Annotated in this window: 15 protein-coding genes; 9 read left to right on the top strand and 6 right to left on the bottom strand. The window is 73.4% G+C overall.

From position 1 onward, the window contains the following. Positions 1–85: 85 nt before the first annotated feature. Entirely contained in the window at positions 86–1,783 is a 1,698-nt protein-coding gene (locus tag QIY60_RS17280) for a serine/threonine-protein kinase (protein WP_283143256.1), read from the bottom strand. Between the two features lie 407 nt (positions 1,784–2,190). On the opposite strand from QIY60_RS17280, the gene QIY60_RS17275 reads away from it, so the two are divergent. The 6 genes from QIY60_RS17275 to QIY60_RS17250 all read left to right on the top strand — a co-directional run bounded on the left by QIY60_RS17275 (position 2,191) and on the right by QIY60_RS17250 (position 14,217). Continuing rightward, positions 2,191–5,433: an FtsK/SpoIIIE domain-containing protein gene (locus QIY60_RS17275; RefSeq protein WP_283143255.1), complete on the top strand. Its 3,243-nt coding sequence runs from the start codon at positions 2,191–2,193 to the stop codon at positions 5,431–5,433. 385 nt (positions 5,434–5,818) lie between these two features. Next, positions 5,819–7,186, top strand: coding sequence for an extracellular solute-binding protein (locus QIY60_RS17270; protein WP_283143254.1), 1,368 nt, complete (start codon positions 5,819–5,821; stop codon positions 7,184–7,186). 14 nt (positions 7,187–7,200) lie between these two features. Then, complete coding sequence (locus QIY60_RS17265; RefSeq protein WP_283143253.1) at positions 7,201–8,526, top strand: sugar ABC transporter permease; 1,326 nt, start codon at positions 7,201–7,203, stop codon at positions 8,524–8,526. Next, positions 8,523–9,401 (top strand): carbohydrate ABC transporter permease, encoded by an 879-nt coding sequence (locus QIY60_RS17260; RefSeq protein ID WP_283143252.1) that lies wholly within the window; start codon positions 8,523–8,525, stop codon positions 9,399–9,401. Before QIY60_RS17265 ends, QIY60_RS17260 begins: the two co-directional genes overlap by 4 nt. 104 nt (positions 9,402–9,505) lie before the next feature. Continuing rightward, positions 9,506–11,746, top strand: a complete 2,241-nt coding sequence (locus QIY60_RS17255) for a bifunctional glycosyltransferase family 2 protein/CDP-glycerol:glycerophosphate glycerophosphotransferase (RefSeq protein ID WP_283143251.1) — start codon at positions 9,506–9,508, stop codon at positions 11,744–11,746. A 257-nt stretch (positions 11,747–12,003) separates the two neighbouring features. After that, the gene (locus tag QIY60_RS17250; RefSeq protein WP_283143250.1) at positions 12,004–14,217 is read left to right on the top strand and encodes a CDP-glycerol glycerophosphotransferase family protein; all 2,214 of its coding nucleotides are present in this window, start codon (positions 12,004–12,006) and stop codon (positions 14,215–14,217) included. Here the strand turns inward: QIY60_RS17250 and QIY60_RS17245 are convergent. From QIY60_RS17245 to QIY60_RS17235, 3 genes are all read right to left on the bottom strand, one after another. Continuing rightward, positions 14,189–14,563: an EamA family transporter gene (locus QIY60_RS17245; RefSeq protein WP_283143249.1), complete on the bottom strand. Its 375-nt coding sequence runs from the start codon at positions 14,561–14,563 to the stop codon at positions 14,189–14,191. The genes QIY60_RS17250 and QIY60_RS17245 overlap by 29 nt on opposite strands. Positions 14,564–14,597: 34 nt before the next feature. Next, entirely contained in the window at positions 14,598–16,163 is a 1,566-nt protein-coding gene (locus QIY60_RS17240; protein WP_283143248.1) for a bifunctional glycosyltransferase/class I SAM-dependent methyltransferase, read from the bottom strand. A 244-nt stretch (positions 16,164–16,407) separates the two neighbouring features. Next, positions 16,408–17,640, bottom strand: coding sequence for a hypothetical protein (locus tag QIY60_RS17235; RefSeq protein ID WP_283143247.1), 1,233 nt, complete (start codon positions 17,638–17,640; stop codon positions 16,408–16,410). 202 nt (positions 17,641–17,842) lie between these two features. On the opposite strand from QIY60_RS17235, the gene QIY60_RS17230 reads away from it, so the two are divergent. Genes QIY60_RS17230 through rfbD form a run of 3 tightly spaced genes read left to right on the top strand, consistent with a single transcriptional unit; the run spans position 17,843 to position 20,843 of the window. Beyond that, positions 17,843–18,910: a glucose-1-phosphate thymidylyltransferase gene (locus QIY60_RS17230; RefSeq protein ID WP_283143246.1), complete on the top strand. Its 1,068-nt coding sequence runs from the start codon at positions 17,843–17,845 to the stop codon at positions 18,908–18,910. Continuing rightward, positions 18,907–19,890, top strand: coding sequence for a dTDP-glucose 4,6-dehydratase (rfbB, locus tag QIY60_RS17225; protein WP_283143245.1), 984 nt, complete (start codon positions 18,907–18,909; stop codon positions 19,888–19,890). The genes QIY60_RS17230 and rfbB overlap by 4 nt, the downstream gene beginning before the upstream one ends. Continuing rightward, positions 19,887–20,843 (top strand): dTDP-4-dehydrorhamnose reductase, encoded by a 957-nt coding sequence (rfbD, locus tag QIY60_RS17220; protein ID WP_283143244.1) that lies wholly within the window; start codon positions 19,887–19,889, stop codon positions 20,841–20,843. The genes rfbB and rfbD overlap by 4 nt, the downstream gene beginning before the upstream one ends. Here the strand turns inward: rfbD and rfbC are convergent. Both rfbC and QIY60_RS17210 read right to left on the bottom strand, forming a co-directional pair. Beyond that, positions 20,834–21,448, bottom strand: coding sequence for a dTDP-4-dehydrorhamnose 3,5-epimerase (gene rfbC, locus QIY60_RS17215; protein ID WP_283143243.1), 615 nt, complete (start codon positions 21,446–21,448; stop codon positions 20,834–20,836). The two genes, rfbD and rfbC, sit on opposite strands and share 10 nt — an antisense overlap. After that, positions 21,436–23,730 (bottom strand): glycosyltransferase, encoded by a 2,295-nt coding sequence (locus tag QIY60_RS17210; RefSeq protein WP_283143242.1) that lies wholly within the window; start codon positions 23,728–23,730, stop codon positions 21,436–21,438. The genes rfbC and QIY60_RS17210 overlap by 13 nt, the downstream gene beginning before the upstream one ends. Positions 23,731–23,775: the final 45 nt, after the last annotated feature.

Here is a 23,775-nt window from a genome sequence, read left to right as displayed (position 1 = left end):
GGCAACCTTCACTTCCGAGGGGGAAATCACCCCCTGGAAGTCGACAAATCCATGAAGTCGGCGTGGCGCACGCCTCGGTCGCCGCTCAGTTGCCGCCGAGTTTGCCGATCCAGCCCGACACCTTGTCGGCGGCGTCGCCGATCGCCTGCCAGTAGCTCTTGCCCTCGGCCACCCAGTCCTGGAGCGGGGTCAGCTCCCAGATCAGCCAGCCCGCCACGAACAGCAGGACGAGCGTGAACAGGCAGCCCTTGAGGCAGCCGAGCCCCGGGATCCGCATCGGGTTCGCGCTGCGCCGGCGCGGCTCGCGGGGCGCGGGGGCCTGCGGCTGCTGCGGCTGGGGCGCCTGCGGCGGCGCGTACTGCTGACGCTGCTGGTGCTGGGGCGGCGGCGCGTACTGCTGGTGCTGCGGGGGCTGCGCGTACGGCTGGGGCTGCTGCGGCTGCCGGTACTGCTGATGCTGAGGCTGCTGCTGCGGGGGGTAGGGCTGCTGGGGCCGCTGCTGCTGTTGCGGGTGGGGCTGCTGCGCCTGGCGGTGCGGGCGGCGGCGCAGCGGGTCCTGCTCCGGGTCCAGGTACTGGACCTGCGTCTGCTCGTTGCGGTCGCGGGCCGCCTGGAGCTGGGACTGCCAGGGGTGCGGCTGCTCGGGCTGCTGCGGGTCGGGGCTTCCCTGGCCGTACTGGCCCTGCGGCACCGGCGGCAGCACGGCCGTCGGGTCGGCCGCGCCCCGGCTGGGCAGGACGGCGGTCGGGTCGGCGGCGCCGGGCGTGTTCGGCAGGTACGAGGTCGCCGCGTTGGGGTCGTACAAGCCCGCGTTGCTCGGCAGCACCTGCGTCGGGTCGGCCGCGCCGGGCGTCTCGGGGACGGGCGCGGGCGCCGGGTCGGGCGCCAGCAGCGCGCCGACGCCGTCGGCCGCCTCGACCTGCGCCGGGGTGGAGTGCACCCCGATGCCGTCGGCCACGACGCGCAGGGCGCGCGCGAGGTTCTCGGCGCTCGGCCGCTCGTCCGGGTTCTTGCGCAGACAGCGCTCGATGACCGTCCACAGCGGGCCGGGGACGGTGGTGGGGCGGCGCGGCTCCTCGCTCAGGTGCCGGTGCAGCACCTCGAGAGCAGTCCCGCCCGCGAACGGCGGACGCCCGGTGACCAGCTCGTACATCAGGATTCCGGCGCCGTAGACGTCGACGGCGGAGGTCTGCGGGCGGCCCTCGGCGGACTCCGGCGCCACGTACGCGGGCGTGCCCACGAACTCGTGCGTACGGGTCAGACCCGGGGAGTCCGCCAGGCGCGCGATGCCGAAGTCGGTGAGCATCGGGTGCATGGCGCCGCCGCGCTCGTCCAGCAGCACGTTGGCGGGCTTCAGATCGCGGTGGACGACGCCGTCGGCGTGGCTGGCGGCGAGCGCGTCCGCGATCTGCGCGGTGAGCAGGGAGGCGGCGACCGGGGTGAACGGGCCGTTCTCGCGCAGATAGCGGTGCAGGTCCGGGCCGTCGACCAGGTCCATGACCAGGGCGAGCAGATCGCCCTCGACGACGAGGTCGCGGGTGCGGACGATGTTGGGGTGCGTCAGGCGCAGCAGCACCGACCGCTCGCGCAGGAACCGCATCACGACGTCGGCGTCGTTGGCCAGCTCCTCCTTGAGGACCTTGATCGCGACGGTCTCGCCGGGCTGGCCGGCCACGGCCGCCTCGGCGCCCGCCGCCTCACGCTGGCTCGCGCGCCAGACGGTGCCCGTGGCACCGCGTCCGAGCGGCTCCTCGAGCAAGTACTTGCTGCCTACCGGCCGCACGTCATGCGCTCCCTGCTGGTCTGGCTGGATCCGGGTCTCTTCGGGTGTCCCCGAGCCGCCCACTGTAGTGCCGCCGTCTGTCACGAGGACTGCGGCGACGGCGGTGGCGGTGCGGGCCCACACGCTCCGGGTGTTCGAAGGGAAGACGTCACCGTCGTACGGAAGGTTGCCGAACGGCCGTGCCGAACCGGGGTGAGCGATTCCGGCGAGGTGCGCAACCGGCCACTTTGCGGCCACTTTTGCGCCTAGAGCCGACCAATCAAGATCACTTGGAGGTGGGGGGCGGGCGTGTTGTCAGTGGCAGGTGCGAGGATGCCCTCAGCACGACATGTGTGCCTGGTGGGGGGAATCACAAGGGCCTTTCCCTCCGTGCCCGGCACCCCCGCGCAGAAGGGACCGCCGAGGCGATGCAGATCCGGCTGACCGTCCTCGCGCCGCGCAGCGGCCACGCTGCGGCGCGCGCCTGCGACGTGCTCGTGACCGCGCCCGCCGGGACCGCGCTCGCGGCCGTCGCCTCGGGCCTCGCCACCGCGGCATGCGGCTCCGAGGTGTCCAGTGCGGTGGTGCTCTACGCGGGCCGGGAGCGCCTCGATCCCCAGCGCCGCGTACTCGGCGAGCCGCCGCTGGTGGACGGGGCGGTGCTGTCCCTCTCCTCCCCGGCCGACTCTTCCTCGTACGCGTACGAGGAGCACGAGGAGGCGGCCCCGGCCCGGCTGTGCGTGGTCGCGGGGCCGGACGCGGGCGGGGTCCATCTGCTGCACGGCGGCCAGATCCGCGTCGGCCGCTCGGCGGACGCGGACGTTCCGCTGGACGACCCTGACGTGTCCCGGCTGCACTGCGCGGTGACGGTCGGCGAGGGCGGCCGGGTGTCGGTGGCCGACCTGGGCTCGACGAACGGCACGCGCGTGGACGGCGCCCCGGTCGGCCGGCACCCGGTGCGCCTGCCGGTGGGCGCGCTGCTGCGCCTCGGGGAGTCCGCCCTGCGGCTGAGCACCGGCACCCCGGCCCCCCAGCCGCTGCCCACGGCGCCGGACGGGGAGGGGCACGTCCGGGTGACCCCGGCCGCCTCGTCCCCGCGGCCGCCGTCGGGGCCGGTGGCGTACGGGGAGGGCGCCCCGGCCGCCGCGGAGGCCCCCCGGGTGCCGTCCCCGCGCGCGTCGAGCGAGCCGGGCCCCGCCGGACACGGCCCGACGACCCACGGACCGACGACCCACGGCACGGGCTTCGCCGGGGAGAGCGGCGGGCGGCCGCACGGACAGGACGGCCAGGAGGGCTTCGACCCGGGGCGCACGGAGGGCGGGTACGGCACGTACGGCGGCGTATCCGGGCCGCAGGGCGGAAGCGGCCACGCGCGCGTGCCCGGGGCGCGGGGCGCGGACGATGAGATGGACGGCCAGGGCTGGGACGACCATGCGTACAACCCCGGCGCGAGCAGGCGGGTCGGGACGCCTCCGCGCGGGACCCGGCTGCCCGAGGACGTCGAGCACGCGCGCGTGGACGACGGGGCGCCGTCCCGGCGGCGCGGCGGGATCGGGGCCTGGGCGCGGCGGCTGACCGGAGGCCGCGGGGAGGACGTGCACGAACCGGCGCCCGCCGAGGCCGCGGCCGTGGCGCCGGGCGCCCCGCCCGCGCCGGAGCGGTGGCCCGACCCGGCCGCGCTGCTGCTGACCGCGCTGGGACCCGGGCCGCGGCTGTGGGAGCGCCGCCCCGGGCACCCGGAGGAGCTGGCGATCCGGGTCGGGACGGCGGACCGGGGCGAGCTCGCGGCCGTGCCGGTCACCGTGGGGCTGCGCGAGGCCGGCTCGCTCGGGCTCGCCGGGCCCCGCCCCCGGCTGAACGGTCTGGCGAGGGCGATCGTGGCCCAGCTCGCGGCGCTGCACGCGCCCGCCGACCTGGAGATCGTCCTCATCAGTACGGAGCGCGGCCGCAGCCTCCAGACGCGGACCGCGGAGTGGGGCTGGCTCGGCTGGCTCCCGCATGTGCGCCCCGGGCACGGCCAGGACTGCCGGCTGCTGCTCGCGTACGACCGGGAGCAGGCCACGGCCCGGACGGCCGAGCTGGTCCGGCGCCTGGACGACAGCCCGCTGGGGCCGGGCTGGGCGTCCGCCGACGCGGCGGCGGTGGCCGACGCGACCCGCCGCCACCGGGGTCCGTACACGGTGGTGGTCGTCGACGGCGACCCCGGCTCGTCCGCGCTGCGCGAGACGACGGCCCGGCTGGCGTCCGCCGGGGGCGCGGCGGGCATCCATCTGCTCTGTCTCGCCGAGACGCCGGCCGCCTCGCCGGTGTCACCGGTGGAGGCGACGTACGAGTCGGCGTGCGCGGTCTCGCTCCCCTTCCGCGAGTGCGGGGCGGCGGCGCTGCTGAGCGGGGACGTGGCCACGGCGCTGCGGCTGCTGCGCACGGCCGGGGGCCGTCCGGCCGGGCACGGCACGCTGGCGGCGGTGGACGCGGTGTCGGTGGCGTGGGCGGAGCGGTTCGCGCGGGCGCTGGCGCCGCTGCGGGCGGGCGACGGGACCACCGCGCCCGGGCGGCCGCCGGTGGCGCTGCCCCCCTCGTCCCGGCTGCTCGACGAGCTGGGCCTGGCCCGGGCCACCCCGGCGTCCCTGATGGCGCGCTGGGAGTCGGCGCCGGACGGCGCGGTGGTGCTCGGCACCGGGCCGCGCGGCCCGGTCGGCGTCGGCCTCGCCTCCGACGGGCCGCATCTGATGATCGAGGGACCGGCGGGCAGCGGGCGTACGGAGCTGCTGCGGGCGGTCGCCGCGTCGCTGGCGGCGGGGGCGCGGCCGGACCGGCTGGCGCTCGTCCTGGTCGACGGGGCGGGCGGGGAGCGCGGCGAGGGCCTGCGCGCCTGTACCGAACTCCCCCATGTCTCCACGCACTTGGTGGCCTCGGACCCGGTCCGCATGCGGGAGTTCGCGCAGGCGCTGGGGGCGGAGCTGAAGCGGCGGGCGGAGCTGCTGGGGGAGCTGGGGTTCGCGGAGTGGGTGGCGCGGCAGGCTCAGGAGGTGGCGGCGGAGCGGATGGTCGGGCCGCGGCCGCCGTCCGCCGGCGAGGGGGACGTGGACGCGCCGTCCACCAGCACGCTGCGGCTGCGGCCGCTTGGGCGTACGCGTACGGAGGCGGGGCCGCCGCCGCTGGCGCGTCTCGTCGTCCTGGTGGACGACCTCGACGCGCTGGTCGCGCCCGCGCTGGGCAGCCCCGGGCGGCCCGCCGCGGGGTCGGTGGTGCGCGCGCTCGAAGCGGTGGCGCGGGACGGGGAGCGGCTGGGGGTCCACCTGGTCGCGACGTCGGCCCGCCCGGAGCGTACGGCGGACACGGAGCTGGCGCGGGGGGTGCGGCACGTGGTGCGGCTCGACGCGCCGCCGGTCGTGCCGTCGCCGGAGGAGCCGTCGCCGGGGCGGGGGCGGCTGTTCCTGTCGGACGGTTCGGTGACGCCGTTCCAGGGCGGGCGGGTCACGGGGCGGATACCCCGGACGGCGACGCTTCGTCCGACGGTGGTGCCGCTGGAGTGGGAGCGGATGGGGGATCCGCCGGCCCGGCGGCCGGTGCGGGAGCTGGGGAACGGGCCTACGGATCTGGCGTTGCTGGCCAGTGCGTTGGAGAGGGCGGGGCGGGTGGTGCACGCGTCCGCACCAACGGGCCTTTGAGCCCCTCCCCGCCCCTTCCCTAAACCCTCCGGGGGTGAGTGGGGGTGAAGGCGGCCCTCCCGGGGGCTACGCCCCGGACCCCGTTCATCTGCGGGCCCGGTGGGGGCTGGTCGCGCAGTTCCCCGCGCCCCTGTAGGGGCCCGGTGGGAACTGCGCGAGCAACCCAGCACGGTCCGCACCTGACCGACGACCGGTCCCTTCAGGGGCGCGGGGAACTGCGCGACCAGCCACAGACGGCCCGCAGACAAACACCGGGCCATCCTGACGGCACGTCACGAGCCCATCACGATCCGCCAGTTGAAAGCGATCGCGCTATTGCGGGCCCCCCGCACCCGGCGTAGGACTGTCCGGACGGGACGACCTCGGCGGCGGGAGGCGGCAAGCCATGCGTACAGGCACGCGTACGGGTCGGAAGCTGGTCGGAATGGCCATCGTCGGGGCGCTCGCCCTCACCGCCACCGCCTGCGGGGACGACACGAAGGACGACGGCGGGAAGCCGGAGAAGAGCAAGTCCGGCAGCCCCGCAGGCGCCGTCACCCTCCCCCGGCTCGACGGACAGAAGATCGAGGTCGCCGCCGTCTGGACCGGGCCCGAGCAGGCCAACTTCGTCAAGGTGCTGAAGGAGTTCGAGAGCCGGACCGGCGCCACCGTCACCTTCGTTCCCGCCCAGGACCCCATCGTCAACTTCCTGGGGACCAAGATCGCCGGTGGGAGCCCGCCCGACGTGGCGATGCTGCCGCAGGTCGGAGCCATCCAGCAGGCCGTGCAGAAGAAGTGGGTCAAGCCCGTCGGGCCGGAGGCCAAGGCTCAGCTCGCCAAGAACTACGCCAAGGTCTGGCAGGACCTGGGCGCGGTCGACGGCACCCAGTACGCCGTGTACTTCAAGGCCGCCAACAAGTCCTTGGTCTGGTACAACACCAAGGTCTTCGAGGCCGCCGGGGCCCAAGTCCCCAAGACCTGGAAGGACTTCCTCTCCACCGCCGACACCGTCTCCGCCTCCGGCGTCACCCCCGTCTCCGTCGGCGGCGCCGACGGCTGGACCCTCACCGACTGGTTCGAGAACGTCTACCTCTCCCAGGCGGGGCCCGAGAAGTACGACCAGCTGGCCAAGCACCGGATCAAGTGGACCGACCCGTCCGTCAAGGACGCCCTGACCACCCTCGGCGGGCTCTTCGGCAAGCCCGACCTCATCGCCGGCGGCGCGACCGGCGCCCTCCAGACCGAGTTCCCCGCCTCCGTCACCCAGACCTTCACCGGCGGCGACCAGCCCAAGGCCGCGATGGTCTTCGAGGGGGACTTCGTCAGCGTCAACATCGCGCAGACCACTGCCAAAATCGGGACCGACGCCAAGGTTTTCCCCTTCCCGGCCGTCGGCGCCAAGGCGCCCGTCGTCACCGGTGGCGACGCCGCCGTCGCGCTCAAGGACACCAAGGGCGCCCAGGCCCTGCTGACCTGGCTCGCCTCCCCGGACGCCGCCAAGGTGTGGGCCGCCGCGGGCGGCTACATCTCGCCCAACAAGGCCGCCGACCTCGCCGCGTACCCCAATGACGTACAGCGTGACATCGCCAAGGCGCTGATCGCGGCCGGGGACGACGTGCGGTTCGACATGTCCGACCAGGCGCCGCAGTCCTTCGGCGGGACGCCCGGGAAGGGCGAGTGGAAGGACCTCCAGGACTTCCTGAAGAACCCGAAGGACGTCGGCGGTGCGCAGGCCAAGCTGGAGGCCGACGCGGCCGCGGCGTACAAGGGCTGACCGGGCCGCCCGCCGTGACCGCCGCCCCCGCGCCCTCCCCCCGCGCCCGCAAGAGCGTCACCGGGACCCGCGCCTACTTCGCCGCCGGGTTCCTGCTGCCCGCGCTCGTCCTGCTCGGCGCGCTCGTGGTCTATCCGATCGGGTACTCCGTCTACCGCTCGTTCTTCGACCAGTCGGGCGACGGCTTCGCCGGGGTCGACAACTACAAGACCCTCTTCACCGACGACACCATCCTGACCGCCGTCGAGAACAACGCGATCTGGGTGGTCTGCGCCCCGACCATCGCCACCGTGCTCGGGCTGATCTTCGCCGTACTGACCGAACGGGTGCGCTGGGGAACGGCGTTCAAGCTGATCGTCTTCATGCCGATGGTGATCTCGATGCTCGCCGCGGGGATCATCTTCCGGCTGGTGTACGAGCAGGACCCGGACCGGGGGGTCGCCAACGCCGTCTGGGTGGGGGTGCACGACACGTTCGCCGAGTCGGCCGGGTTCCCCCGGGCCCATCCGCTGCCCGCCGCCCCGCTCAAGCCGGGCGGCAGCGGCGCCTTCGTGACCAAGGACGCGGTCCACGCCGGGCGGCCCGCGCTGCTCCCGCTCGTCGGGGTCGCCGCCGACAAGCTGCCCTCGTCCGCGAAGGCGGCGAAGGCCGCGGCCGCCGACCCCGGCGAGATCACCGGTACCGCCTGGCTCGACTTCACCAAAGGGGGCGGCGGCACTCCCAACACCATCGACTCCAAGGAGCTCGGCCTCAAGGGCCTCAAGATCGAAGCGGTACGGGACGGTCATGTCGTCGCCACCGCCGCCGCGCGCGCCGACGGTACGTTCACCCTGCCCGCCAAGGCCGACGGGGCCCAACTGCGGCTGCCCCGCAGCAACTTCCGCGAGCCCTACAACGGTGTGGACTGGCTCGGCCCGACCCTCGTCACCCCCGCCATCATCGGCTCGTACATCTGGATGTGGGCCGGGTTCGCGATGGTGCTCATCGCGGCCGGGCTCGCGGGGCTGCCGCGCGAACTCCTGGAAGCGGCGCGGGTGGACGGCGCCAACGAGTGGCAGGTCTTCCGGCGGGTGACCGTGCCGCTGCTGGCGCCCGTCCTCGCCGTCGTCCTCGTCACGCTGATGATCAACGTGCTGAAGATCTTCGACCTGATCTTCATCATCGCGCCCGGCTCCAGCCAGGACGACGCCAATGTGCTGGCGCTCCAGCTCTACCGCTCCTCCTTCGGCACGGACGCGGACCTCGGCGTCGGCAGCGCGATCGCGGTCCTGCTGCTGATCCTGGTCGTACCGGTGATGTTGTTCAACATTCGGCGGATGCGGCGGGAGGCCCGGCGATGACAGTCGTGGGAATCGTCAAGGCCAAGCAGTCCCTGCCCGCCCGGATCGCCGCCCGGGCCGGCGGCGGCGCGTTACGCGTCTTCCTCATCCTCGTCGGGCTCTTCTGGCTGATGCCCACCGTCGGGCTGCTGCTCTCCTCGCTGCGCAGCCCCTCCGACATCGCCTCCACCGGCTGGTGGAAGGTCTTCGGTGAGCCGTCGCAGCTCACCTTCCACAACTACTCCAACCTGCTGGACAACAGCACGATCACCGACTCGCTGCTCTCCACCGTCGTGATCACCGTGCCCGCGACCGTCCTGGTCGTCGTCATCGGCTCGTTCGCCGGATACGCCTTCGCCTGGATGGACTTCCCCGGCCGCGACTGGTGGTTCATGGTCGTGGTGAGCCTGCTCGTCGTCCCCGTCCAGGTCGCCCTCGTACCGGTCGCCAAGCTCTTCGGGAAGATCGGGATCTTCGAGACGACGGTCGGTGTCATCACCTTCCACGTCGCCTTCGGTCTGCCCTTCGCGATCTTCCTGCTGCGGAACTTCTTCGCGGAGATCCCCCGGGAGCTCCTGGAGGCCGCGCGGCTCGACGGGGCGGGCGAGATACGCCTGTTCACCCGGGTCGTGCTGCCGCTGGGCGGCCCGGCGATCGCCTCGCTCGGCATCTTCCAGTTCCTCTGGGTCTGGAACGACATGCTGGTCGCGCTGATCTTCGCGGACTCCAAGCACCCGCCGATCACGGTCGCCCTCCAGCAGCAGGTACGGCAGTTCGGCAACAACATCGACGTCCTGGCGCCCGGCGCCTTCGTGTCCATGGTCATCCCGCTGGCCGTCTTCTTCGCCTTCCAGCGCCAGTTCGTGTCGGGGGTGATGGCGGGCGCCGTCAAGTAGCCACGTCAAACGGGCAAGTGGCCCACGTCAAACGGGCGCCGCGGCTTTACCCCGTCTGCCACCATCGGCGTAACCCGGTCGCGCCATCCGCCGTTCTACGGGCCATGCCCCGGTTCAGCGTGATCGTCCCCGTGTACAAGGTCCAGGCCTATCTCCACGACTGCCTGGGCTCGGTGCTCAGCCAGTCGTACGACGATCTGGAACTGATCGCGGTGGACGACTGCTCACCGGACGCGTGCGGCGCGATCATCGACGAACACGCCGCCCGCGACCGCCGCGTCACCGCCGTGCACCTGGACGCCAACACCGGCCTTGGCCCCGCCCGCAACGCCGGACTCGCCCACGCCACCGGCGACTACGTCGTCTTCCTCGACGGCGACGACACCCTCACCCCGGGCGCCCTCCAGGCCGTCGCGGACCGGCTCAAGGAGACCGGCGACCCGGACGTCCTGCTCTACGACTACGCGCGCACGTACTGGTCGGGCGAGCAGGTCCGCAACAAGTCGGCCGCCCAGCTCGCCGAGGCCGGGCCCGCCACCTTCCGGCTCGCGGACCGGCCGGGGCTGCTCAAGCTGCTCAGCGTGGTGTGGAACAAGGCGTACCGCCGCGAGTTCATCGAGGAGCAGGGCTTCAGCTTCACGCCCGGCTTCTACGAGGACGCGCCCTGGACGTACCCGGCGCTGATGGCCGCCGATTCGCTCACCACGCTCGACCGGGTCTGCGTCCACTACCGCCAGCGCCGCCAGGGCAGCATCCTCTCCACCACCAGCCGCCGCCACTTCGACCTCTTCGACCAGTACGACCGGGTGTTCGCGTTCATCGACACGCGCCCCGAGCTGGCCCCGCTGCGGCCGCTGATCTTCCGGAAGATGGCCGACCACTTCCTGACCGTGTTCACCACCCGGGTGCGGCTGCCGCGCGGCAGCCGCGCCGAGTTCTTCCGCCGCGCCCGCGCCCAGTACCGCCGCCACCGCTCCCCCGGCGGCGGCCCGCGCACCCTCCGCGTCCGGGTGCGGCACGGTCTGGTGCGGCTCGGCGCCCACCGGACCTATCTGGGCCTGGGGGCGCTCAGCGCGCTGCGCGCCCGCGCGGGCAGGCCGCTGCGCGCGCTCGGCCGTGCTCTGCGCTCCGGAGTGCTCCACTTGCACTACCGGGTCCAGCGGCGGCTGCCGGTGCGGGACGAGGCGGTCTTCAGCGCGTACGGGAACCGGGGGTACGCCTGCAACCCGGCCGCGATCGAGGCGAAGGTGCGCGAGCTGGTGCCCCGGGTGCGCACCGCGTGGGTGGCCGCGCCCGCGCACCTGCACACCGTGCCGCCCGCCACCCGCAAGGTCGTGCCGGACACCTTCGCGTACTGGACGGCGCTCGCCCGCGCCAAGTACCTGGTCAGCAATGTGGAGTTCGACGGCCGGCTGGTCAAGCGGGACGGCCAGGTGCTGCTCCAGACCCATCACGGCACCCCGCTCAAGACCATGGGCCTGGACCTGATGGACCGCCCGGCCGCCGCCCGCGACACCGACTTCGCGCATCTGGTCGCCCGCAGCGACAAGTGGGACTACAGCCTCTCCGCCAACCTCCACTCCACCCTCACCTGGGAGCGCACCTACCCCTCGGGCTACACCACGCTCGAATACGGCTATCCCCGCAACGACGTCTTCCACGAGGCGAGCGCCGCGGACGTGGCCCGGCTCCGCGACTCCCTGGGCATCCCCGCCGACGCCACCGCCGTCCTGTACGCGCCGACCCACCGCGACTACCGGCGCGGCCAGCACCGCCCGCTCGACCTGGAGCGCGTGGCGCGCACGCTCGGCCCGGAGGTCGTCCTGCTCACCCGCGCCCACTTCGCGTACGGGGCGCCGCTGGCGGACGAGGACGTGCACCCCCGGATCATCGACGTCAGCGGGCACCCATCGGTCGAGCAGCTGTGCCTGGCCGCCGACGCGCTGATCACCGACTACTCGTCGCTGATGTTCGACTACGCCAACCTGGACCGCCCGATCGTCATCCACGCCGATGACTGGGAGGCCTACGAGGCGGCCCGCGGCACCTACTTCGACCTGCGGGCGTTCCCGCCGGGCGCGGTCGCCCGCACCGAGGACGAGCTGATCGACATCTTCACCACGGGCCACTGGCGCGGCTCCCGCTCGGCCCAGCTGAGGGCCGCGTTCCGGGCCCGCTTCTGTCCGTACGACGACGGGCACGCGGCGGAGCGGGTGGTGCGGCGGGTGTTCCTGGGGCAGAGCGCCGTCCTCCCCCCGGTCACCCCATCCGAGGACCGCCGCCCGGCCCCATCGGCGGCCCTGCCGACGACCGCGGTCCAGCGGGAACTGGCGGGCCTGGTCTAGAGCCCCGGTGATTCGACTGCGGGCCGTCCGTGGCTGGTCGCGCAGTTCCCCGCGCCCCTAAACCCCCTCCGCCGCCGCTGTGGGCAATCGTGCCGCTAAGGGCGGCACGGGTGGGCACAGCGGCACCCCGTCCCCGGGCACCTCCGCACCCCGCACCGCCGCCCTACGTGCAGTGATTCGCCTGCGGGCCGCCTGTGGCTGGTCGCGCAGTTCCCCGCGCCCCTCAGTGGCCTTCGGCCCCCGAAAGAGGTCTCCCGTTGCCCCGTTTCACCGTCGTCGTCCCCGTCCACGAGGCCCGCGGGCTGCTCCGCGAGTGCATGGAATCCGTGCTGCGGCAGCGGCTCGCCGACGTCGAGGTCATCGGGGTCGACGACGGCTCGGCGGACGGCTCGGGCCGCCTGCTCGACGAGCTGGCCGCCGCCGACCCGCGCGTACGGGCGGTCCATCTCGCGGCCCCGGTCAGCGCGGGCGAGCGCCGCGACGCCGGGGCCGGGCAGGCCCGCGGGGAGTACCTGCTCTTCCTGGAGCCGGGCCTGGTCCAACTGCCGGGCGCGCTCGACGCGATCGACGGGCGCCTGAAGGCGGCCGGAGACCCGGACATCCTGCTCTTCGGCCATCTGCGCACCCCCTTCCTCGGCACCCCCGAGCCGACCCGCTCCCTCGACGTACTGCGCGCGACCGGGGACGCGGTCACCACGGCATCCGCGCGCCCGGACCTGCTCGGCGTGGCCCCGGTGAGCTGGAACCGGGCGGTCCGGCGGGAGTTCTGGCGCGACGGAAGCCCCCGGTTCGGCCCGGGCGAGCGATCCGAGGCGATGTGGGCGCTCGGCTCGCTCGTCGCGGCCGGATCGGTGGCGGCCCTGGCCACACCGTGCGTGGACCACCGCCAGCAGCGCCCGCTCCCGGGGGCGCGCCGGGACCGCCGCGAGGTCGTCGCCGCGTACGACACCCTCCTCGCGGACGTGGCCGCCCGACCCGGGACCGAGGCCCTGCGCGGGCCGCTGTACGCCCTGGCCGTACGGGAGTTGCTGAAGACCTACGCGGGGGCGCATGAACAACGGCGCGCGTACGTCCGGGCCGTCGCCGCCTTCAGCCGGACCCACCGGCCCACCGGGCACCGGCCGGGCGGCGGCCGGTCCGGGGTGCGCGGGCGGCTGCTCACCGAGGGCCGGTCCCGGACGCTGGCCGCGCTCGACCGGGCCCTGGCGGCCCGCCGCAGAGTGCGCTCACGCGCCCGCGCCCTGCGCAAGTCCGCACTCCGCGCGGCCTCCCGGCACTACTATCGCCTCCAGCGGCTGCTCCCGCTCGACCCCCACCTCGCCGTGTACGCCTCGTACTGGAACCGGGGCGTGAGCTGCAACCCGGCGGCCGTCCACCGCAAGGCCGCCGAACTCGCCCCGCACATCAAGGGCGTGTGGGTCGTCGCCAAGGCGGAGGCGGCGGACGGGCACGCCTTCGTGCTGCCGGACACCCTGGCGTACTGGCGGCTCATGGCCCGCGCCACCTACTTCGTCAACAACGTCAACTTCCCCGACCACCTGGTCAAGCGCCCGGGCCAGCTGCACCTCCAGACCCACCACGGCACCCCGCTCAAGCGCATGGGCCTGGACCAGCTCGCGCACCCGGCCGCCGCCAAGGGCTTCGGCTTCCGCCGGCTCCTGGGCCGCGTCGACCGCTGGGACTGGTCGCTCTCCGCCAACCCGCACTCCACCGAGACCTGGTCGCGCGTCTATCCGAGCGCGGTGCGGCACCTGGAGTCCGGCTATCCGCGCAACGACGTGTACGCGACGGCGACCGCCGAGTCCGTCGCCGCCGCCCGCCGTTCGCTCGGCATCGCGCCGGGCCGCCGCGCGATCCTGTACGCGCCGACGCACCGCGAGTACGAGCGCGGCTTCAGCGGCGCCCTGGACCTGGTCCGCGTCGCCGACGCGCTGGGGCCGGACACCCTGCTGCTGGTGCGCGCCCACTACTTCTACGCGTCGGCCGGGCTGCCGGAGCACCCCGGGCTGCTCGACGTCTCGGCGCACCCCCGGGTCGAGGAGCTGTGCCTGGCGGCGGACGCGCTGGTCACGGACTACTCCTCGGTGATGTTCGACTACGCCGACCTGGACCGCCCGATCGTCGTCCACGCCCCCGACTGGGAGGTGTACCGCACGGTCCGCGGCGTCTGCTTCGACCTCCTGTCGGGGCGCCCGGGAGACACCCCGGGCGCGGTCACCACCAGCACGGACGAGCTCATCTCCTGCTTCCGGGACGGTAGTTGGGACAGCCGCGCCAACGCCGGGCTGCGGGCCGCGTTCCGGGAGCGGTTCTGCCCGTACGACGACGGGCGCGCGGCCGAGCGCGTGGTGCGCGCGGTGTTCCTGGGCGAGCCGGCCGACGCGCTGCCGCCGGTGGAGCCCGCCCGGCGCACGGTCCCGCCGCAGCCGGGCGCCCGGCGGGTCAGCGCCGCTGGCCGGCCATCACCGTGAACAGCCCGACCACCACGAGGAACGAGCCCGCCCACGTCCACGCCGACGTCCGCTCGTGCAGCACGGTCGAGCTCGCCAGGACGATCAGCAGGTACCCGAGGGCGTTGAAGGGGTACGCGACCGACAGCGGCACCCGGGCCAGCGTCGACATCCAGGCGACGGCCGAGACGGCGAAGACGACCAGGCCGACCGCGATCCACGGGCTGGTGGCGGCCCGCAGCGCGATCGAGCCGCCGCCCTGCTCCACGGCGGCCGCGGCGGTGCGCATGCCGTGCTTGAGCATGATCTGACCGCCCGCCGAGGAGAACACCGCGAAGAGCAGCAGGGCGAGGCCGGGTAGGTTCAACGTCCTTCTCCTGACCGGGACTTCACAGGGGACCTCAGACACCGACGCGGTCGGCGGGGGTGTACTGACGGTTGAGGATGTCCTGGACATCGACATGCTCCCCAGCAATGATCGTCTCCGCCGCGTGCGGCGTGAGCAGGGCGATGTGCTGATAGCCGAAGAGAGTCGGCCGCAGCCGCACGAGCAGCCGGGAGAGACCGCCGAGCGCGCCCGCCACCGCGCGCCCCACCGGGCCCGTCCCGCCCAGCAGCGCCCAGAAGGGCGCCCCGGTCGAGGTCACCGCGAGGATGTCGTACCCGGCGCCCTGGACCGTGCGGCGCAGGCTGGCGCGGGTGAAGAAGCGCAGATGCGTCTCGTCGAGGATGCCGCGCCGGTCGTACCCGAACACGCCGAGGACGACGCGCAGCCGGGCGTACCAGTGGCTGAAGTTCGGCACGGAAAGCAGCACATGGCCGCCCGGGCGCAGGACGCGGGCCATCTCGGCGAGGACGCGCTCGGGCCGGGAGAGGTGCTCGATGACGTCCCCGGCGACCACGTAGTCGTACCCCCGTCCGATCTCCTCGGGCAGGCCCTCCTCCAGGTCCGCCAGGAAGAACCGGGTGCACCGCTCGCGCACGCCCGGAACCTCGACGCAGTCGACGCCGGTCACCTCGTGGCCCAGCGCCTCCAGACGCTCGGCGAACAGCCCGCCGGAGCAGCCGAGGTCCAGGACGCGGCCCGGCGGGAGGGCGCGCATGCGGTCCAGGATGACGGAGTGGGAAGAGCCGTCGCCTTCTTTGAAGGCGTATCCGTCGGGCTTGGGAATCCACGGGCAGGTGCCGAACCCCTTGGCCGCGAGCCGGTATTCGAGGACGTCCTTCACCACGTCCTTGGCGTACTTGAGCCCGTTGACGTAACAGATCTCGTCGCCGTAATAGGTGGGGATCGGGATTTCCCTGATCCGCATTCCCGCGTCGATGAGCTGGACGATGATCTGGGTGTCGAAGTCGAAGGCGTCGGTGTTGCGCTCGATGGGCAGGCGGCGCAGGGCGGCGACGCTGTAGGCGCGGTAGCCGGAGTGGAATTCGGTGAGCCGGGAGCCGAGCAGGGAGTTCTCCAGGCGGGTGAGGATACGGTTCCCCAGCCATTTGTAGAACGGCATTCCGCCGCGCAGGGCGCCGCCCCGGTCCAGCATGCGCGAGCCGAACACGGCGTCGGCCTCGCCGCTCTCGATGGGCGCGACCATCTCGGGGAGGAGTTCGGGGGCGTACTGCCCGTCGCCGTGCAGCAGGACGACGATGTCGAGCCCGCGCTCGGCCGCGAGCGCGTACCCGGCCTTCTGGTTCCCGCCGTATCCGAGGTTCTTGGTGTGCCGCATGACGACGGTACGGGGCATTCCCTCGGCCTGGGACCAGCGGCAGCCGGCGGTGAAGGTGCCGTCGTGGCTGGCGTCGTCGAGGATGAGGATCTCGTCGATACGGGAGCGGAAGTCGGCCGGGATCCGGTCGAGGGTCTTCTCCAGAGTGGTCTCGGCGTTGTAGGCGACTACGAGGATGCCGATGCGGGGGTTTTGACCTGAGCGGTCGACGGCTTCAGGAGTACGGGCCGGGGTCGGCTGCACGTGCGTCTCCAGGGTTGAGGTGGGTTGGGGGCGCGTGTTTGTCTGCGGACCGGTGGGGGTTGGTCGCGCAGTTCCCCGCGCCTCTGAAAATGCCGCTGCGCGGCATCCCCTGGGCGCCCCGAAGGGGCGCATCTCAGGGGCGCGGGGAACTGCGCGAGCAACCCACCACGGTCCGCAGACGAAAACCGGGCCTATAAGGGGCGCGGGGAACTGCGCGGCCAGCCCCCACCGGCCCGCGGACGAATCACCGCACTTCCAGCGGCGCGCTGGGAGCCGGAACCGTGGTGGCCGTGTTCGGAGCGGGGGCACCCGGGCCCCGCTCGCGCGACCGGAACACCGCCGCGTACCCCGACGCCACCCCCACCAGCAGCGCCGCCCAGGCAACCGCGCCCAGGACCTGCTGGTCGTAGGTCCAGCGGGTGGGCTTCTGGATCGTGTAGACCCAGGAGGCGAGGACTCCGGCGAGCACGCTGTACGCGAGGCCCTCCCAGAAGCCGATCGCGAAGAGCGCCGCGACCGGCCAGGCCAGGTACTGCACCCCGGACGCGGTGCTGAGCAGCAGCAGCACGCTCAGCGTGATCGCGACGGCCAGCGGCGCGCGGTCCGGGCGGCGCCAGGCGGGCCAGACGCCCGCCGCCACGCAGACCAGGACCACCACGAAGTGGCCGGGCCCGCGCAGCACGGCGATCGACTCGTTGGAGAAGCCCAGCCACTCGGCGAACTTGACGATGCCCCACAGCCGGAAGTTGCCGCCCTTGTACTCCAGGACGTTGGCCCGCAGCGCCCCCGGCACGGTCGCGAGCACCGGCCCCCACACCACAAGGAGCACCGCGCCGAGCGCCGCCGAGAAGCGCATGAACTCCCGCCGCCCGCCCCGCCAGGCCGCCACCGCAAGGACGGGCAGCGCCACCACCGGCACGAACTTGACGCTGATGGACAGCGCCGCCACCACTCCGGCGGCCACCGGCGCCCGCCGGTCCGCGAGCAGCCAGGCGGCGGCGAGCGCCAGCGTCACGGCGACCGAGTCGGTGTTGCCGTGGTAGCCGGAGGCGGGGATGAGGACGGGCGAGAGCGTCACCCCGATCCCGCAGGCGACGGCCGTCCGTACCGAGCGGCGCCGCCGTACGATCTCGAACACCAGGAGCGCGGCCGCGAAGTCCGCGAGGCAGGCGGGGGTGCGGATCAGCGTGCCGAACTCGACGCCGAGACGGGCGATACGGTCGAGTCCGAGCAGCATCCAGCCCGCCAGCGGCGGATGGTTGTAGACCGGCAGCCTCGGCATCGGATGGGCGTAGATCCGTACCGGCCCGACCTTCTCGATGTGCTGGGCGAAGGCCCAGAAGAAATAGACGTCGGCGGGGCCCCGGGTACGGGCGGCGAGCACCGTCTTCGCGAGGAATCCGACGGCGGCGACGGACCCGACGATGAGCCTGCCATGCCGTACGTACCGGTTCATCCCGAATGTCTGCTCGCTCATGGCGGTCGAACGTACCAACCACCAGGCCGAATCCACCGGATCGATCAACGCACTTTCACCCGGGGGCCGTTGCTCCGCCTGCGGATCCTGGCCAAATGCACCCGTCCGGAAATCACCCGTATGGTTCACCACCAGGCGTAATCCCCGGCTTCAGCTCTCGTTCACTACCTGTCCCTCGCCTCCCAGACTCCGGTGGTCCCCAGTGAAAGCACTCGTCCTCTCCGGCGGCGCCGGCACCCGGCTGCGGCCGATCACCCACACCTCGGCCAAACAGCTGGTGCCGGTGGCCAACAAACCGGTGCTGTTCTACGGCCTTGAGTCGATCGCGGCCGCCGGGATCACGGACGTGGGCATCATCGTCGGGGACACGGCCGAGGAGATCCGGACGGCCGTGGGCGACGGCTCGCGCTTCGGCATCACTGTTACTTACATCCCGCAGCACGCGCCGCTGGGCCTGGCCCACGCGGTGCTGATCGCCCGCGAGTTCCTCGGCGAGGACGACTTCGTGATGTATCTGGGCGACAACTTCGTCGTCGGCGGCATCACCGATCTGGTCGACGAGTTCCGGGCCGCCCGCCCGGACGCCCAGATCCTGCTGACCAAGGTGCCCGACCCGCGCTCCTTCGGCGTCGCGGAGCTGGACACGGACGGGCGGGTCGCGCGCCTGGAGGAGAAGCCGTCGCACCCCAAGAGCGATCTGGCGCTGGTCGGCGTCTACCTCTTCACCCCGGCCGTGCACGAGGCCGTCCGCGCCATCGCCCCCTCGGCGCGCGGCGAGCTGGAGATCACGCACGCCCTGCAGTGGCTGATCGACCGGCGGCTGAGGGTGAGTTCGACGGTGATCTCCGGCTACTGGAAGGACACCGGCAACGTCGAGGACATGCTGGAGGTCAACCGCTCCGTCCTGGAACTGCTCGCCCCCGCGCACGAGGGCTCGGTCGACGACGCCACGGAGATCATCGGGCGGGTGCGGATCGGCCTGGGCGCCACCGTGCGCGGCTCGCGGATCGTGGGCCCGGCGATCATCGGGCCGCGCACGGTCGTGGAGAACTCCTACATCGGCCCGTCCACCTCGATCGCGGAGAACTGCCGGGTGACCGACAGCGAGATCGAGTACTCGATCGTCCTCAGCGGCTCCTCGCTGCACGGCGTCGGCCGCATCGAGGCGTCCCTGATCGGCCGTGACGTGGAGATCACCCCCGCCCCGCCCACTCCGGCCGCCCACCGGCTCGTCCTCGGCGACCACAGCAAGGTGCAGATCTCCGCATGACCCACCGCATCCTCGTCACCGGCGGCGCCGGGTTCATCGGCTCGCACTACGTCCGTACGCTGCTGGGCCCCACGGGCCCAGGCGACGTAGCGGTGACCGTCCTCGACAAGCTCACCTACGCGGGCTGCGCGGCCAACCTCGACGAGGTGCGCGCCCACCCCGGATTCGCCTTCGTCCAGGGCGACATCGGCGACGCCCGGCTCGTCGACAAGCTGATGGGCGAGCACGACCAGGTGGTGCACTTCGCCGCCGAGTCGCACGTGGACCGCTCGATCCTGGGCGCCGCCGAGTTCGTACGGACCAATGTGCTCGGCACCCAGGCCCTGCTCGACGCGGCACTGCGCCACCGGCTCGGGCCGTTCGTCCACATCTCCACGGACGAGGTGTACGGGTCGATCGACTCGGGCTCCTGGCCGGAGGAGCACCCGCTGCGGCCCAGCTCCCCGTACGCGGCCTCGAAGGCCTCCGCCGACCTGGTGGCGCTCTCCTACCACCGCACCCACGGCCTGGACGTGCGGGTGACGCGCTGCTCCAACAACTACGGGCACCACCAGTTCCCCGAGAAGCTGATCCCGCTGTTCATCACCCGGCTCCTGGACGGCGGGACGGTGCCGCTGTACGGGGACGGGCTCAACGTCCGCGACTGGCTGCACATCGACGACCACGTGCGGGCGATCGAGCTGGTCCGCACCGGCGGGCGCCCCGGCGAGGTCTACAACATCGGCGGCGGCACCGAGCTCACCAACAAGGAGCTGACCGGGCTGCTCCTCGAAGCGTGCGGCGCCCAGTGGGACAAGGTGGTGTACGTCGAGGACCGCAAGGGCCACGACCGGCGCTACTCGGTCGACTGCGCCAAGGTCCGCGCCGAGCTCGGCTACGCCCCGCGCAAGGGCTTCGCCGAGGGCCTCGCGGAGACCGTCGACTGGTACCGCGCACACCGGGACTGGTGGGAGCCGCTGCGCCGGAAGGCCGCCCTGTGAGCGGAAGTTGGCTGGTCACCGGGGCGGGCGGGATGCTCGGCCGGGACGTGATGGCCCGGCTCGCGGGCCGCGACGCGCTCGGGCTCGACCGCTCGGCGCTCGATCTGACGGACGCGGAGGCGGTGGCGGCGACGGTGGCCGGCGCCCGCCCGGACGTCGTCGTCAACTGCGCCGCGTGGACGGCCGTCGACGACGCCGAGACCCGTGAGGGCGAGGCGCTGCGGATCAACGGCGGGGGCGCGTCCCATCTGGCGCGCGCCTGCGCCCGCGCCGGGGCGGTGCTGCTGCACGTCTCCACCGACTACGTCTTCGCAGGCGACGCCACCGCCCCCTACCCGGAGAACGCCCCGCCGGGCCCGCGCACCGCGTACGGCCGCACCAAGCTGGCGGGCGAGCGGGCGGTGCGCGCACTGCTGCCGCGCACCGGCCATGTGGTGCGGACCGCCTGGCTGTACGGGGCGGGCGGCGCCAATTTCGTACGGACCGTGATCCGCCTGGAGTCGGCGCGCGAGCACCTGGACGTGGTGGACGACCAGCGCGGCCAGCCCACCTGGACCGCCGACCTGGCCGACCGCCTGGTCCGACTCGGCGAGGCGGCCCTCGCCGGAGCCGCCCCCGCCGGGTACTGGCACGCCACCAGCGCGGGCCACGGCACCTGGTACGACCTGGCCCGCGAGACGTTCCGCCTACTGGGCGCGGACCCGACGCGGGTACGGGCGACGACGAGCGCGGCCTATGTCCGGCCCGCGCCACGCCCGGCGTACAGCGTGCTGGGGCACGGCCGGTGGCGGGAGGCGGGGCTGGAGCCGATGAGGGAATGGCGGACCGCCCTCACCGAGGCACTTCCGGGACTGGTCGCGGCGGAGCGCCCCAAAGGGGCGCGGGGAACTGCGCGACCAGCCCCCACCGACCCGCAGTCGAATAGCCAGCCCCCATCAGCGCGTCACGGCTGAGCCGGGATCAAGGCCGCCCGCTGCCGCGCGTACCAGGCCGTACAGGCGGAGTACGACGGCAGCAGGCCCCGCTCCTCCGCCTCCGCAAGGCAAATGGCACTGGAGTCCTTCGGTGAAAGCAGCGGCGTGAGATGCGTAGGCCACTCGATGGCCAGATCGGGGTCGAGCGGGTGGATGCCGTGCTCGCGGGAAGGCGCGTACCCCTCGGAGCACAGGTACACGACCGTCGCATCCTCGGTGAGCGCCATGAACGCGTGCCCGAGGCCCTCGGCGAGGTGGACGGCCCGGTGGTCGCGGTCGTCGAGCAGGACCTGCTCCCAGCGCTTGAAGGTGGGCGATCCGGTCCGCAGGTCCACCACCACGTCCAGGACCGCCCCGCGCACGCACTTGACGTACTTCGCCTGGCCGGGCGGCACGTCCGCGAAGTGCACGCCGCGCAGGGTGCCGCGCGCCGACACCGAGCAGTTGGCCTGCGCGAGGCCGAGGCCGTGGCCGGTGGCGGACGCGAACCGGTCGCCCTTGAACCACTCATGGAAACTGCCCCGGCCGTCCAGGAACACCTGCGGCTCGACGACCCAGGCACCCTCGATACTCAACTCCCGCACGAGAAAGCCCCCTTGGAGACGACCAGGACCAGGTGGTCGTGGCTCTGGCGTCGCACGCCGACGTCCCGTCCGGCGATCGCGCGGGGGGCGGGGAGGACGGGATGGGCGGCGGCCGGGATCCGGACCGGGGCCTCGCCCAGGGACAGCTGCCACTCCCCCTCCCCGATCAGCGTCAGCGCCTCGTACGCCGACTCGACCCGGAAGCGGCCGTCCGCGCACCGGACCGGCAGTTCGACCTCTTCCTCCTCGGCGCCGGTGCGGCGCAACTGGAGCGGGACGGCCGGGCCGCCCCCGTAAAGCCCTTGCAGCACCAGCGAGTTGTCGGTCCAGGTCACGCTCTCGGTGTACGCGTGGGGCAGCTGGTCGGTGAGGACGGCGTTGCCCCAGGCGCTCACGGTGAAGGCCAGCTCGCGGCCCCCGGGGACGGCGTGGCGGCCGAGCGGCAGACCGGGGGGCGCGGCGACGGGGAGCCGTTTGCCGTCCGGCTCGACCAGCTGGACGCTGTACGCGTCGGCGGGCCGGGACTCGCCGTGCGGCGCCCTGACCGGGCCCCGGCCGCGCACGGCGGCGAGCTCGTCGAGCGGCACCTCGGCGGTGAACCGCTCGCCGTCGCGCGCGAGGGGGACCTGGATCGCCGCCTCCGAGTGCCAGTGGCCTAGGCGCAGCGCGCTCGCGCGGGTGCGGGTCTCGCCGGTGAGGGTGAGCACGCCGTCACGGCTGTCGTGGCCGGTCAGCCAGGTCTGGACGCGCTCGGCGTTCAGCTGGAGGCGGCCGCCCGCGAAGACCGGGACGATCCTGGTGTGCTCGTCGAGGTAGTGCACCTCCAGCTGCGCGCCCCCGTCCCCGACGCCGCCCCGGCGCGCCACGCCGTGGCCGAGCACCCCGAGCACCAGCTTCCAGGTGGTGGTGGCGGACTCGGTCAGCAGTCGGGCCGGGTCGACGGCGATCTCGAAGCCCGCCCAGTCGTAGCCGTGCAGCTGCTGCCCCGAACGGGCGGTGATGGAGGGGTCGTTGACCCGCTTCAGCCGCAGCGGCAGGGCGCGCCGGTCGGGCGTGCGCAGCCAGGCGGCCTTCAGCGCGTGCCGCCGCGCCCGGGCCGGGAGGTTGCGGATGTAGCCGTACCCGGTGAGCCGCAGCACGCCGTCGCGCCACTCGGCGCCGGTGAGCCGGGCCTCCAGCGGCAGGTCGCCGGGGGCGAGGGCGAGGACCTCGCGCGGGAGGGGCGCGGTGAGCGGCGGATACTCGGCGGTGCGGCGGCGCAGCCCGCGCACCCGGTGCGTACGGGGGCTGCGGCGCTCGAACTCCAGCAGGCCGAGCAGCTCTTCCAGGCGCCGCTCGCGGGCCAGGTGCCACTTCACCCGGTGGTGCAGCGGCAGCCCGGCGAGCACCTCGGGGTCCACCTGCGCGGTGAACTCCCCCGTGCGCTCCAGGAACGCCTCCCGGTACGCCGCGTCTCCCTCCGGCAGGACCCGCATGAAGTACCAGAGGTCCTCGCGCAGCACCGACTCGTCGTAACGTTTCTTGTGCTCGGGCGTCCCCGCGAGCCCCCGGCTGACGCCGAGCACCGCCGCCGTACGGTCCGCCACGCCGCGCACGACCGCCCGCCTGTTGGTGATCGAACTGTCCCTGAAGCGCCAGTAGTAGACGGCGTCCTGGAGGACGTCGACCGAGCGGGCGGCGAAGTGGGCGGGCAGGACGACCGGGATGTCTTCGTACAGCACCCCTTCGGGGAAGGCGAAGGAGTGCTCGTCCCAGAAGGTCCGGCGGAACACCTTGTTGCAGGCGATCCGGTCCAGGAGCAGCGACCAGTCCTTGGTGACGTGGGTGGCGGGGCGGGTGGAGCGCATCGGCCTGGTGAAGAGCGGATGCTGCTGGAGGCGGCCGCCGCCGGTCAGCCGCAGGACGTTGCCGGAGGCGAAGTCGGAGCCGGACTTGTCGAGCGCGCCGGTCAGCAACTCGAAGGCGCGCGACGGCAGTACGTCGTCGCTGTCGACGAAGGCGAGGTACTCGGTCCCGGGTACGGCGTGCGCGACGCCCGTGTTGCGGGCCGCGCCGAGGCCGCCGTTCTCCCTGCCGACCACCCTGAACCGGCCGTCCCGCGCGGCGAATTCGCGGGCGACGCCGGCGCTGCCGTCCGTCGAGCCGTCGTCCACGAGCACCACGTCGAGGTCCTTCAGGCTCTGCCGGGCCAATGACTCCAGACACGCGCCCAGATGCTCCTCGACGTTGTGGACGGGGACGACGACGCTGAGGCGGGGTGTCAGGGGCGTCAGAGGCGTCATACGGGGAGCACCTTCCTGCGGCGGACGGGGGCGCGTCCCGCCCCA

The sequence above is a fragment of the Streptomyces sp. BPTC-684 genome, assembly GCF_030028635.1.
Classification (GTDB): Bacteria; Actinomycetota; Actinomycetes; order Streptomycetales; family Streptomycetaceae; genus Streptomyces; species Streptomyces noboritoensis.
This window is presented reverse-complemented; position numbering and strand designations above follow the sequence as displayed.

Excerpts from the sequence above, each read along its gene's own strand:
- QIY60_RS17275 (WP_283143255.1), top strand. The coding sequence starts at position 2,191 with ATGCAGATCCGGCTGACCGTCCTCGCGCCGCGCAGCGGCCACGCTGCG.
- QIY60_RS17270 (WP_283143254.1), top strand. The coding sequence starts at position 5,819 with ATGCGTACAGGCACGCGTACGGGTCGGAAGCTGGTCGGAATGGCCATC.
- QIY60_RS17260 (WP_283143252.1), top strand. The coding sequence starts at position 8,523 with ATGACAGTCGTGGGAATCGTCAAGGCCAAGCAGTCCCTGCCCGCCCGG.
- QIY60_RS17255 (WP_283143251.1), top strand. The coding sequence starts at position 9,506 with ATGCCCCGGTTCAGCGTGATCGTCCCCGTGTACAAGGTCCAGGCCTAT.
- QIY60_RS17235 (WP_283143247.1), bottom strand. The coding sequence starts at position 17,640 with ATGAGCGAGCAGACATTCGGGATGAACCGGTACGTACGGCATGGCAGG.
- rfbB (WP_283143245.1), top strand. The coding sequence starts at position 18,907 with ATGACCCACCGCATCCTCGTCACCGGCGGCGCCGGGTTCATCGGCTCG.
- QIY60_RS17210 (WP_283143242.1), bottom strand. The coding sequence starts at position 23,730 with ATGACGCCTCTGACGCCCCTGACACCCCGCCTCAGCGTCGTCGTCCCC.